Annotated in this window: 11 protein-coding genes; 8 read left to right on the forward strand and 3 right to left on the reverse strand. The window is 45.2% G+C overall.

Features of this window, described 5'->3' with window-relative positions; all coding sequences use genetic code 11:
• Positions 1-78: 78 nt before the first annotated feature.
• The 7 genes from V202x_RS01270 (at position 79) to V202x_RS01300 (ending at position 6,913) form a co-directional block, all read left to right on the forward strand.
• Positions 79-1,146, forward strand: a complete 1,068-nt coding sequence (locus tag V202x_RS01270; RefSeq protein ID WP_232098760.1) for a phosphatidylserine decarboxylase — start codon at positions 79-81, stop codon at positions 1,144-1,146.
• Complete coding sequence (gene pssA / locus V202x_RS01275; protein ID WP_145170483.1) at positions 1,133-2,020, forward strand: CDP-diacylglycerol--serine O-phosphatidyltransferase; 888 nt, start codon at positions 1,133-1,135, stop codon at positions 2,018-2,020. The genes V202x_RS01270 and pssA overlap by 14 nt, the downstream gene beginning before the upstream one ends.
• A gap of 54 nt (positions 2,021-2,074) precedes the next feature.
• Positions 2,075-2,692, forward strand: coding sequence for a riboflavin synthase (locus tag V202x_RS01280; protein WP_145170484.1), 618 nt, complete (start codon positions 2,075-2,077; stop codon positions 2,690-2,692).
• Positions 2,693-2,714: 22 nt separating this feature from the next.
• A complete protein-coding gene (rsmA, locus tag V202x_RS01285) occupies positions 2,715-3,599 on the forward strand; it encodes a 16S rRNA (adenine(1518)-N(6)/adenine(1519)-N(6))-dimethyltransferase RsmA (RefSeq protein WP_232098762.1) in 885 nt (294 codons plus the stop codon).
• Positions 3,600-3,710: 111 nt separating this feature from the next.
• The gene (gene guaB, locus V202x_RS01290; protein WP_145170488.1) at positions 3,711-5,195 is read left to right on the forward strand and encodes an IMP dehydrogenase; all 1,485 of its coding nucleotides are present in this window, start codon (positions 3,711-3,713) and stop codon (positions 5,193-5,195) included.
• Positions 5,134-6,375: a hypothetical protein gene (locus V202x_RS01295; RefSeq protein ID WP_145170490.1), complete on the forward strand. Its 1,242-nt coding sequence runs from the start codon at positions 5,134-5,136 to the stop codon at positions 6,373-6,375. The genes guaB and V202x_RS01295 overlap by 62 nt, the downstream gene beginning before the upstream one ends.
• 130 nt (positions 6,376-6,505) lie before the next feature.
• Positions 6,506-6,913: a hypothetical protein gene (locus V202x_RS01300; protein ID WP_145170492.1), complete on the forward strand. Its 408-nt coding sequence runs from the start codon at positions 6,506-6,508 to the stop codon at positions 6,911-6,913.
• 421 nt (positions 6,914-7,334) lie between these two features.
• Here V202x_RS01300 and V202x_RS01305 read toward each other — a convergent pair whose 3' ends face one another.
• The 3 genes from V202x_RS01305 to V202x_RS01315 form a co-directional block, all read right to left on the reverse strand.
• Complete coding sequence (locus tag V202x_RS01305; protein ID WP_145170494.1) at positions 7,335-8,459, reverse strand: glycosyltransferase family 4 protein; 1,125 nt, start codon at positions 8,457-8,459, stop codon at positions 7,335-7,337.
• Between the two features lie 3 nt (positions 8,460-8,462).
• A complete protein-coding gene (locus tag V202x_RS01310; protein ID WP_145170496.1) occupies positions 8,463-9,437 on the reverse strand; it encodes a sugar phosphate isomerase/epimerase family protein in 975 nt (324 codons plus the stop codon).
• 70 nt (positions 9,438-9,507) lie between these two features.
• Entirely contained in the window at positions 9,508-11,004 is a 1,497-nt protein-coding gene (locus V202x_RS01315; RefSeq protein WP_145170498.1) for a hypothetical protein, read from the reverse strand.
• Positions 11,005-11,349: 345 nt separating this feature from the next.
• Between V202x_RS01315 and V202x_RS01320 the strand changes: the two genes are divergently transcribed.
• Complete coding sequence (locus tag V202x_RS01320) at positions 11,350-12,351, forward strand: CNNM domain-containing protein (protein WP_145170500.1); 1,002 nt, start codon at positions 11,350-11,352, stop codon at positions 12,349-12,351.
• Positions 12,352-12,394: the final 43 nt, after the last annotated feature.

The raw sequence follows: 12,394 nt of genomic DNA on the forward strand, positions 1-12,394 counted from the left end.
TCGAGTTCCAGCCTATGCTCTCAGTAAAACAACTCTTGAATCCTATTTGCACTACAGACCGACTGAAAAAATCTCCTTATGAGTTCGACTTCTCCAAACATAAAACAGAACACGGATCAAAAATCGTATGTGGAACTTCCTGTGGAATCGATGGACCCCCAGCTAAAAACAATACAGCCGGGGGGAGGAATCATTATCAATTTAGAAATGTTGTGGGGAAATTGGCGCCGATTTTGGTTGAAGACGTTTCGTCGTGGCTATGTAAATCAAATGGAAAACACTCGCAAAGGTGATTTTAATCCTTGTCCACATGATGTACTTGATCCACGTGATCTAAAATATTACGAAAATCAAGGAGGCTACTACTGGGATAAGAATGATGATCCTTTCGCTTACCGAAGTCGACTCCCTTTTGCCCGCGAAGGTCTGGCAGAACTGATTGTACTTTCGATTCTGTTTTTTGGAAGTGCCCTCCTTTGTATAGGACTTATTCTCACAAGCCAACTTCCAGGATTTCTTACAGCGATTGTCTGGTTACTGGTTTTGACGTTGTGTTTATTCGGTATGGAAATCGTCTGGTTCTTTCGAAATCCCAAGCGTGTCGTTCCTGAAGGTGACGAGCTCATTGTTTCTCCTGCCGACGGTACTTTTGATACGATTGAAGAAATAGAGCATCATGATTTCATTGGCGGGCCAGCGATTGAAATTGGAATATTTCTTTCCATCTTTAATGTCCACATTAACCGCATGCCTGTAACAGGTAAAATTATTAAACTTGCCTATAAACCAGGTAAATGCCTGAATGCCCTGCGCGCTGAATCGGCTCGTGAAAATGAGCGGTTAGAAATTTATTTACAAACGCCACATCCTGTCCTCAGACCCATGCTGGTTCAGCAAATTACCGGAGCGATAGCCCGACGTATTGTATGCCGACTGAAACCGGGAGACAAATTACGTAAGGGAGATCAGTTTGGAATGATTAAGTTAGGTTCACGAACTGTAATTGTATTTCCTAAAGAGGAAGGGTTAGAAATTCTGACAAAGCCAGGTGATAAACTGAAGGCCGGTTCTACGATTCTGGCACGATATGCATCATCTCATGACAAGAATCCGTCAGTTGCCGAGGAAATTAATGAAGAAGCGTAAACTGATTGCTGTACTTCCGACGTTGTTAACGTTGGGTAATGCCGCCTGTGGATTTGGTGCAATTACTTATGCGGCAAAAGTCGGTCCGGAATACCTCGGTCAGGCTGCCAACGGAGGTGGATTAACCCGTATCTTGGGAACTTCCCCCGGAATATACAATTCGTTTGATAATCAGCATCTGTTTGTTGCAGCGGTTCTCATCTTTGTGGCGATGCTGTTTGATGCACTGGATGGCAGTGCTGCCCGCTGGGCCAATCAGACGAGTGAATTTGGAGCACAACTCGACAGCCTGTGTGATGCCATTAGCTTCGGAATAGCCCCCGCATTTCTAATGCTACAAATGGTTCAGTTCAGAACCGAGTACCATCCGCGGTTATTGTGGGTGATTGCACTCCTGTTTGCTGTCTGCACGATTCTAAGGTTAGCTCGATTTAATGTGGAAACGGATGAAGACGACACTCATGAAGGCTTTAGCGGGCTCCCATCGCCGGCTGCAGCAGGAACTGTTGCCTCTTTTCCCATTGCGATGCGAGGGCTTCAGAGGTTGGCTGAAGATTCCGAACCGGAATCATTTGCACAGACAGTCTCTCTATGGCTGATACCAGCTGTTGAAATGTCGCTCCCCTGGATTACGCTGGCAGTAGCCGCTTTGATGGTTACACGGATTCAGTATGCCCATGTGTTTAATCAATTGTTCACAGGTCAACGTAGTCGAAGACACGTCATTCAGTTGGTTTTTTCCTTTGCATTGATTTTCCTGGTCCGCGAATTGGCGATCCCCGTTTTATTCTGTTATTTCGCGTTTTCCGCGCCAATTCATGCTTTTTGGGGAGAAGTTATCTCTGGGCGACTATACAAATCAAAACAAATCTGAGACACTAACACGTTTTATCCCCTTATTTATCGAACCCCAAAGGTACTGCCACCGATGTTTACGGGACTGGTCGAGGATCGGGGTACCGTTCAATTATTAGAAAAGAACGGCTCTGCTATCGATTTAACTCTTGAGATTTCGGAGCTCATCACGAATGATGCCCACATTGGTGATAGTGTGGCCATTAATGGATGCTGCCTGACTGTTGTTGAAATTAACTCGGGTACTCTTAAGTTTCAGGCAGGGGCAGAGACCCTTGAGAAAACTAACTTGGGACTGTTATCACAGGGTGACCAGGTTAATATTGAACGTCCTTTGGCAGCCGATGGTCGCTTGGGAGGCCATTTTGTTCAAGGGCACGTCGACGGCGTTGGTTCGATCAAGTCCATAGACAGGGATGGTGAGTGGATCACCATGTGGTTTGAAGTACCTGAAGCACTTTCCCTGCAAATGGTACCTAAAGGATCGGTCACAGTAGATGGAATTAGTTTGACCATCGTGGAATGCCAACCTGCTACTTTCAGTATCGCGTTAATACCGCATACACTGGAAGTAACCACACTAGGTCAAAAACAGATTGGCAGTGTTGTGAATATCGAAACGGATATACTCGGGAAGTATGTGCAAAAACTGATTCCCTTAAAACTTGATGGTTTCAATGAAAGACAATGATAGGCAGACTCGATCATATTTAATGCAGCTTTTTGAGCAGCATGGTTTTAACCCGCGCTCTGATTTGGGACAAAACTTTCTGATAGATCTGAATATTATTGAGTACGTTGTCGATCATGGCCATATTCAACCGAACGACATTGTGCTGGAAGTTGGTACGGGAACCGGAGGAATGACGACCTTTATGGCCCAGCAGGCAAAACATGTTATATCAGTCGAATATGATCAGAATATGTATACGCTGGCGAGTGAAGCCATTCAAAACTACCAAAATGTCACACTGCTCAATTGCGACGCATTAAAAAATAAAAATAACCTGTCGCCTCAGGTGCTATCTGCGATTGATGAACAACGAGAGGCAAATCCTGGTAGTCGTCTCAAGCTTGTGGCTAATCTGCCTTACAATATCGCAACTCCCATTGTCTCCAACCTCGTGGCTTCTGACCTTCCCTGGGATCGCATGGTGGTTACGATTCAATATGAGCTTGGATTGAAGATGTCCTGCAAACCTTCGACTTCTAACTACGGTGCCTTGTCGGTTTGGTTACAGTCACAATGTTTCGTCAAGCTTCTCAAAAAGTTAGGCCCCACTGTATTTTGGCCTCGACCGAAAGTCGATTCCGCCATCGTGCAATTAACTCCGAATCCACCACTCAAGAAAAAGATTAGAGATCGAGTTTTCTTCCAGGATTTTCTGAGGCGCGTGTTTCAGCACCGACGAAAGTTGATGCGTAGTACACTCGTTAGCATGTATAGCAAGCAACTATCTAAGTCTGAAGTGGATTCTATTTTATTAGAGCATGGGATCGTGAAAGAAAAAACACGCGCGGAAGAACTTACCGTTCCTAGCTTGATTGAATTAGCGAACGCATTTCATGAGCAAGTTACACAGAAAGCAAACGTTTAAGAATTCAATGCTGATTCAGGATTTATCTTAGAGATCGTTGATTGAAAATTAATCTGATAGTTAAAAAATAGAATAAGAAATAAATTAAAGAGACGCGTAAGGAGAGGACCAATGGAAGATCGCATTATCTGTCAGGGAATCACATTTGATGATGTACTGTTACAACCTGCTTATAGTGAAGTCATGCCTTCAGAAGTCAGTGTTGCCAGCCAGCTCACTAAAAATATCCCTCTCAATGTTCCTATCATCAGCAGTCCTATGGACACCGTTACCGAAAGCGATATGGCCATTGGGATGGCACAAGAGGGAGGGGTTGGCATTATCCATAAAAACATGACTCCCGAACAACAGTCTATGCAGGTAGATCTGGTGAAGCGGAGCGAGCATGGTGTGATTGTGGATCCTGTGACACTACCACCGGAAGCGACAGTGGCAGAAGCTGCCGAAATAATGAAGCGCAGAAATATTGGTGGAGTACCTGTCACGAAAGATGGGAAACTTGCGGGGATTTTGACGAGTAGGGACTTAAGGTTTCTTGATTCACCTGAAACCCGAATTTCTGAAGTGATGACGAAAGAAAAGCTTGTAACGGCTGCGGAAGATACGACGCTTGAAGAGGCTCAACGGATATTATTGGAAAATAAGGTCGAGAAACTTCTGCTGGTTGACGAAAATTATCAACTGAAGGGGCTCATTACGATCAAAGACATCGACAAGACGATGCAGTTCCCGCTGGCCTCGAAAGATTCAAGAGGTCGGCTACGAGTTGGGGCTGCCGTGGGTGTATTTGATTTTGAGCGAGCCGCTTTACTGATTGAGAAAGGGGTTGATCTCCTGGTTGTTGATAGTGCTCATGGCCATTCTGGCAATGTTGTGCAGACTGTGAGAGAAATCAAAGACCGATGGGACATCGATGTCGTCGCTGGAAATGTGGCTACAGAACAAGGTGCCCGTGATTTGGCAGATGCGGGAGCGGATGCCGTCAAAGTCGGAATTGGACCTGGATCAATTTGTACAACTCGAATTATCTCAGGTGTGGGAGTTCCCCAGTTAACGGCCATTTCCAATGCGGCAAAAGCATTGGAAGGTTCGGGAGTTCCCGTGATCGCCGACGGGGGAATTCGTTTTAGTGGCGACATCGCCAAGGCACTGGCAGCCGGTGCTCATACGGTAATGTTAGGAGGATTACTTGCAGGTCTGGATGAGAGTCCGGGCGAGTTGATTTTATATCAAGGACGTAGTTTTAAACGTTATCGTGGTATGGGATCAATGGGGGCAATGGTTAAAGGCAGTAGCGAACGTTACCGCCAAAGTTCAATCAAACAAGATGGAAAGGACTCTGCTAAAAAACTCGTTCCTGAAGGAGTAGAAGGACGTGTCCCTTATAAAGGGCCACTTCAAAATCTGCTCTACCAGCTTGTAGGAGGACTTCGGGCAGGAATGGGATATTTAGGTGTCCAATCCGTCGCGGAAATGCGAACAGAGGCCAGATTTATTCAAGTCTCTGCAGCAACGGTTAGGGAGAACCATCCGCATGATATTTCAGTCACTCAGGAAGCACCAAATTACACGGCCGAACATTTACCAATGGAATAATGCTCGGCTACGATGGCTCATTGCTACAGTACTCACGCTCGGAATGGGTCCGTTTGCTATTGCTGATGATCCCTTCATTTCAGCAGATCCGTTTTCCTCGCGACCAGGAGCGTCTGCTCAAACATGGGAAGAGTTGAAAGGTCGCTCAGCAGAAAAACGCTGGGAGTCGATCTCACGAGAAAGCAAACGTGAGCTCAAAAAACAAAATAGAAAAGCGCGTAAAGAACAACGTAGATCAAACAAGAATTCCAACGAAATGGAATTCGTACCCGTATTTCGACAGATTCCTGATGATCTTCCTGATACCACCTCTGAGTCAGAAACGACTCTACCTGACTCAACTGGTTTCAAGCCAATTCCTGATCAAAACAGTGATGCACCATTGACCGATGTTAGTACTCCAGATGAATCCTTCAAAACGATCGGTCTAGAAGAAAAACAACCTGTTACTGACACGTCAACTACCAATCTAAAATTCAACAGCACAGAAACTGTGACTCCTGTTGAACAACCGGATAATACGGTTCCGATATTTCCCAATACAAGTGGATCAGATTTTGTCACAACACAAAACCAAAAGAAATATGAAGACGCCGCAGCGGCTCCTCAGTCTGATGACCTGCTGCTTTCAACCGAAGACCTGGAAGATGAAGTACCACACTTGTTAAAAAAAATATCGGGCATCAAACCATTCTTTGATTATGAGCCGGATCCTCAAATTGCCGAAAAAGAGCCGTGTCGAAACCTCTGTCCCCGACCTGATGGGAAACCCTGTAAAATCAATGAAAGCGGGGGAGAAACCATTCTGGATTGTCCCCGAGAATTTGAATTAAGTCGCGAACCTTATCAGGGACGCAATTTCTCAGAAAGTATTTATACCTGGGAAGCTTCCAATCTCAACTACAACCCACTCTATTTTGAAGATCCCAACCTGGAACGATACGGTCTTTCACGAAAAGATTTGGTTCAGCCTTTTGTATCCATGGGACGGTTCACAGGTCAATTACTCGCACTACCATACAAAATGAGTATCGATCCGATCCGTAAAAAGATTTATCCATTGGGATACTATCGTCCGGGTGGATACACTCCTAAACGCATCAACGGAATTCCCTGGAATACTAAAGCTGCCATTACTCAAGGACTTACAGCAACTGGTCTTGTTTTCCTTCTGCCATAAATCAACGGTGGTTGCTCAAGCATACTAATTTCGATATTCTCTAAACACACCTTGGCCAACTCGTTCAAGGTGTGTTTTGTTTTTGAATCCACTGCTAGTTTTGAGCGACAGAGGGAGTAAACTCTGAATTATGTCTAATGACCCTGTCAACAATGTCTCTTCTGCTTCCCAGGCATTAGCCAATGATATTATTCAACGCGTTGCCAAACTGGTCAAAGATGCGGAAGCAGAAACCAGGCCACTCGAACTTGATCCCTATCGAAGTCAGTTGTTTGAGTTGTTCGTTATGGCTGATGCTGCTGGGTTTGTCTCAGAAGAAGCCGAGATTGATCTTACTGCTGACAATCTCTGTCGAGAACTGGCAAAGCACTGGGGATTGAAGTCAGCTACACAAGACGCAATGGAAGCACAATCAAAACTCCCACCGGAACATGTCAACAAAATGCGTACACTCTGGTCGGTATTGAGACTCTGGATGGAATGGGATTATGCCTGGAAACGTTGGGAAGAGTTTCATACTAGTGATACACATCGATAGGCATTAGTCATTTGATTTAACAGGGAACACTTGTCGTATTTGTCTTTCAAACAAAACAGGGTTGACTTGCTCAAGTCTCCCGGAAAACTCTTTTTGGGCCATAAAAACCAGTATTGATTTTGCGATTGACTCTCAGCTGCGCCTGCTTAAATTGCGTGATCTGCGTCGCGCGCGAGAGAGAGAAAGAATTTTTTAGTGCACCCCTTTCTCCCAGTAATTAATTTTTAGTGATAACCTCACTTGTTTTTGTGAATCGGGTAGTGCTTACAGCTAACTAGTTCCTAGTTCACAGTCTCATTTTCGTTGTTATCAAACTTGTTCATGACATATTCACTCCTTTTCATCCGTCTCTCAATTCATATCAATTCGCATTCGCGCAGGATTCAAAAAGAGTACGATCTGCCAAACCGCCGATAATTATCTATGAACGGAACGAGTGATACCAGAATTGTTCGATTTGCTGGCTGGCGCGTTCTTGGGTAAAAAGTTCCAATGCGCGCTGTCGCCCAGCGAATGCCAGATTCTTTAATAGATCCTGATCGTTCAAGCTCTGTTCAACGGCCTTTGCTAATTGTGCGGGGTCGTTTGCTGCAACGAGTAGTGCAGAATTTTCATGCTGCACAATCTCTCTGGTTCCACCAACATCAGTCGTCACGATTGGTAACCCACTGGCAAGAGCTTCCAGCAAGACTCTGCCTAGAGGTTCCTGTTTGGCCGGATGGATTAACAAATCGGCTTCGTTCATTAATCGATCAATATCTTCCCGGTATCCCAGGCGATGCAGGCGGCCTTGTAAAATCGGGGTTTCGAATGCCGTACTGACTGCTTGATCGAAGTCGATACTCTCCTGTTTTTGAGAGTGCCTCTCTCCGACTAACAGAAAATGTAAGTTCTGGTGTCCCCGCTCTGCCAGAATGGTGGCTGCTCGTGCCAAAATATCCTGGCCCTTGCGTAAGCCGATTTGGCCAATGGTCAAGCAGAGTCGATCATCATTTTTCAGTCCTAGTTCCTGTTTGAGAATTCCCGTTACAGGACGTGGTTGAAAGCGATTTGTATTCACACCGTTATAGCAGACCGTTACTTTTTCCGGCTGAAGGCCCTGGGCAATGTGAAACTTTTTTGTTGCCTCGGATACCGCGACTAAACGTTGATTCTGATTCAAATCCCGTATCGCCGCTTTGCTGAGTTTGATGATATCGCGTAAGTGTCCTGAACAGGGAACAGGAATCTGTTCAGTCAGCGCACCTGTAAGCCGCGACATGGAAAGACTGTTGGCATGCAGCAAATCAAAAGCATCTGATTTCAAAATCGGTACAATTTGTAAGGCCAACTCTTCACGCGACAGACGCCGCCCTCGTTCATTATGAAATGAAATGGGATGATATTCTATGTTTAACTGCGCAAGCTGTGAATGTAACAAGCCGTCTGCAGGGCAGAACGCACTGAATTCAAATGAACATTGATGCAGCTGAGAAAGTACGGCGAGCATAGAGTGTTCGCCCCCATTCAATGAACCAAACTCAAATAAGAGGGCTATGCGTTTCACGTCTCAATCAGCTTTGGTTTGTTGATCTAGTTTCGCTCTTAACACAGCTTCTTTGGTTTTTCTCAGGCCTGTCTGGGCGACGACGAGGGGATCTTGCTGCCAGTATTCCTTGTTGAATAATTCCAGCGACAAAACACCACGAAACCCGGCTTGATGCATGGAACGGAAAATTTCCGACAAGGGAGCCACTCCATCACCAGGGTAAACACGGTGCGAATCGTTCATAGTTTCACGAGGAGGATTGGCGGGATAATCATTTACGTGAAAGACTTGCACGGCCGATCCACTCAATAAACCCAGGCCTGCAAAATCGGAGCCTCCCTTAAAAATGTGGTAGACATCAGGTAATAAACAGGCTTTGGGATGTCCACTTTCAATGGCAACAAACATTGATTCGCCTAAGCGTGAAAGTGATTTTGAAAATCCCCAGACTTCTACTTGAGGTACCACTTCCATCTGATCGCCGAGTTCCAATAATGCGCGATAACGTTTTGCTGCTTCAAACAAATTGAGGTCACTCTGTTTGGTGGCGCCGGTAGGAGGAGCGGCGATACGAACTCCATCAATTTGACGCAGTGTATCCATATCCCGCTTGGCCTGTTCCAGACCTTTTTGACGTTTCTGATCATCGTCCAAGATCCATTGCGCAAAACCGATGGCACTTTCGACAGTCAAGCCAGAATCTTTGATGCGTTTTCGTAAGTCGGATAAGGAACCACCCTGTTGGACATACACGTCGATATCACGCATCCAGGGTTCAATAGAATCGTAACCGGCTTTGGCTGTCAGATCGATTTGTTCAACAATTCCCAGCTTCTGACCTCGAATCGTACTGGTATTGAAACAGTAGCCAAATGGCTCGGCTGTACTACGTTTACGAGCAGGGCTCGTGGAAGCATAGGTGGTGGTAGAAAATCCGGCAGCCAGGGCAGTTCCTGTTGCCGCCAGTAATTCTCGTCGGTTGAGGTTGGTTTGCATGAAGATCATTCCAGTAGGTTGATAGCTTAGGTTTTTCTTTCTTCTAAGCTATCGCAACCTCTGACCATTTTCAACCTGTTCCCATCCCTCGGTCAAAGGCGTCCAGATCTCGCTGAAACAGGCTGAGTACCTTATGTAATGTTTCCCGGTTGATTTTCCAACTGGGATTATCAACCGTATAGCGATTACAGTGATCCACAATCAATCGGTAAAGAAACTTAAACAAATGACGCGGGACTCTCAATTGAGCAAATAAAGCAATTAATTCTTGCTCAGAAATCGAATCATCGAAAAAATCTCGAACGGATGGCTTACTACTTTGATCCGTAGCACACGCCCATACGCGATCACAGGCGACGTCGAAAAGAGATTCCCCGGTCCAATCCAAAGATGTGACCAGATTCTGTTTATCAAGGCGCGAGCGTTCATAAAATTCCTTTTCCTCGCGCTGTAGATAATAAACCACATCGGAGGGTAACAGGAGTTTGAAAGCCACGCCCGGATGTTTTAATAATTTGTTGTCAAACATCGGCCAAAGCAGGTCTCGCATTCGTTCAGCAGAACCATTCACAAGTTGAGGTTCATCCACACGGTCAACCAAAATAATGATGTTAGCAAAACCCAACTTTTTGAGGATTGTCTGGAATTTTGTCAGCAGTTCATAACGATCATCGCTCCGATCACGGTAGGGTATGGGTTGCCCCGCGAGTTCTCTGCGTTCAATACGTGAGAGAATTTTTCTTAAAGCATTCGGCAGATGATCAAATACCCGAACTTCACGCGTGACGCGCCACGCTTTCCACAGCAAAGTGGTTTGTCTCCATAACCAGGGTGCCCAACCCGCAAACATGATCAGCCAGATCCACCATTGCCCGAAATCTTTCCAATTACCCAGATAGAACACGAGACCAACAGTGGTGAGAGTTACTAAAAATCCGAGGCCACGCTCCCATTCGGTCTTCCAATAACGGAATTTCAGCCTTCGTCTCAAACGATTCCAACGCTGTACCGCTGGCATATCCAGGCTATTGTCATAAAAGGCTGCCAGTAATAACAGGTCTCGTTTTTCTAAATGAGATAACTGTGAACTCTGTGCTTTCGAAACGGAATTGATATTATCTTTTTCTGAATCTTTGGGAGCGATCATCTGACCAATTAATTGCGTGGTCCCCAGAGAAAGAATGGCATCCATATGATCCCACATTCGCCAATACGAGAGTAGTCGTTCAGGACGTCGTTTCCTGCCCGAATAGCGTTCCCTGAAGCAATCCAGAAAGGGGTTGAAATCATCGTACTCGATGACAAACACACGGTTTTCTGGATGTTCCGTATTATGCTTTTGCAATTGTTCGATCATCTGCATCCGAATGGCCGTTTTTCCGGCTCCCTTCTCTCCAAATACCACAGATGTGGAGGGATTGGTGGGATTGGAAAAAATTTTATCCCACACCGGATGATGAGTCCCATTCAGACAGAATTCCTTGAAAACATGATCGCTTTGCGCGTCTTCCTGCCCAAATGGATTTTCTTTAATACCGTGATGATCTAAAAACTGTTGAACTTTCATAGACTTCTTACTTATCGAGAAAACACACTAAATTCTTATTTTGAATTGACTTAGGATCAAGACTTCAAACTTGCCGGGTCTTGAAAAGCCTCACGCTTGGCTCTTTTGACAAGTTGAAGAGTCTGGGAAGAAATGTTGTCACTAAAACATAGGTCATAGATCGAGGAAATGTAAGTCTTCAGATTTCTGGCGGCTGAAAATATCAAGGGATTTTGGAGTCCAGAATCAGAGCACCTCTTGCAAGAATGACTCGGAATCAAGAGAATTCATCGCAGCTTGCAAAACGCATCCACTGGGAAAGCGTCTTATTTATTTTTATTATTGTGTTGAAGGTTTGTATTAAAGTTGAACTGGCTTCCTCTTTTTGGTGCTGTGGCATTATTTTTAATCGGCCTGCGTCTGTCGGCACTTTTCAGTGGTTCAGAAACAGGCTTCTACCGTGTCAGTTTCTTGCGCCTGAACATTGACGCGAACCATGGAGATCCGATTGCAAAACGACTCTGTTGGTTTGCACAAAATCCCAGCTATTTTGTGGCGACAACATTAATTGGGAACAATCTTGCTAACGACTTAACTACGATTGCGATCTCGCTTGGTATTGCAGAATTGTATCAGCAATCGGGAGGCGCCGCCGAAATCATCACAACAATTTTATTGACACCGGTCATCTTTATTTTTGGTGAGCTCGTTCCCAAAAACTTATATTTTCGAGCTCCCTCAATGTTATTGAAACGTTATAGCCGCTGGTTTGATTTCTTTTATCGCGCATTTTGGATGATTAGTTATCCTCTGGTTGCCATTTCTCAATTTCTGGAACGGTTTTCGCCGGATCGAAATAAACCGGCACAACTGGTCTTGGGACGTAAACGGTTGGCCAAGGTTTTGGAAGAAGGCCACCTTGAAGGCCTGCTGAGTAACTCACAAAAAGAATTGACACGTGGTATGTTTTACACAGCCGCACAATCAGTGAGAAAAGTCATGATTCCACAATCCAGGATCAAAGGAGTCACCCGCACGACAGATGCGGACCAGGTGATCCAGGTAGCGAGAATGAACCAACTGGCGTTCATTCCGGTTCGTGCCCGTGACAATCAGAGTGAATGGACGGCTTATATTAAATTACTCGATCTAATCACGTCACCTGCTCCCATTGTTCCCGCTGTTTATAATATGCCACGTTTGCAGGCCGAGTTTAGTATGCTTGAATCCCTTTATCTGTTGAGAAATTCCTCTTCTGCCTATGGTGCTGTTTATCAGAATGGCGTACAAGTCGGTATTGTCAGCCAACAGGATCTCGTCAGATCACTTTATTTATCCAAGGGACCTTTAATGGCAATGTCTCCCTGAAAATTCACTGTCCTAACTCTTAAGAGATTGCATTTGGGGGTAT

Origin of the sequence: Gimesia aquarii, assembly GCF_007748175.1 — a bacterium.
In the GTDB taxonomy this organism is placed as follows: domain Bacteria; phylum Planctomycetota; class Planctomycetia; order Planctomycetales; family Planctomycetaceae; genus Gimesia; species Gimesia aquarii_A.

Coding starts and splice junctions, on each gene's coding strand:
- V202x_RS01270 (WP_232098760.1), top strand. CDS start 79: ATGAGTTCGACTTCTCCAAACATAAAACAGAACACGGATCAAAAATCG.
- pssA (WP_145170483.1), top strand. CDS start 1,133: ATGAAGAAGCGTAAACTGATTGCTGTACTTCCGACGTTGTTAACGTTG.
- V202x_RS01280 (WP_145170484.1), top strand. CDS start 2,075: ATGTTTACGGGACTGGTCGAGGATCGGGGTACCGTTCAATTATTAGAA.
- rsmA (WP_232098762.1), top strand. CDS start 2,715: ATGCAGCTTTTTGAGCAGCATGGTTTTAACCCGCGCTCTGATTTGGGA.
- guaB (WP_145170488.1), top strand. CDS start 3,711: ATGGAAGATCGCATTATCTGTCAGGGAATCACATTTGATGATGTACTG.
- V202x_RS01295 (WP_145170490.1), top strand. CDS start 5,134: ATGATATTTCAGTCACTCAGGAAGCACCAAATTACACGGCCGAACATT.
- V202x_RS01300 (WP_145170492.1), top strand. CDS start 6,506: ATGTCTAATGACCCTGTCAACAATGTCTCTTCTGCTTCCCAGGCATTA.
- V202x_RS01310 (WP_145170496.1), bottom strand. CDS start 9,437: ATGCAAACCAACCTCAACCGACGAGAATTACTGGCGGCAACAGGAACT.
- V202x_RS01315 (WP_145170498.1), bottom strand. CDS start 11,004: ATGAAAGTTCAACAGTTTTTAGATCATCACGGTATTAAAGAAAATCCA.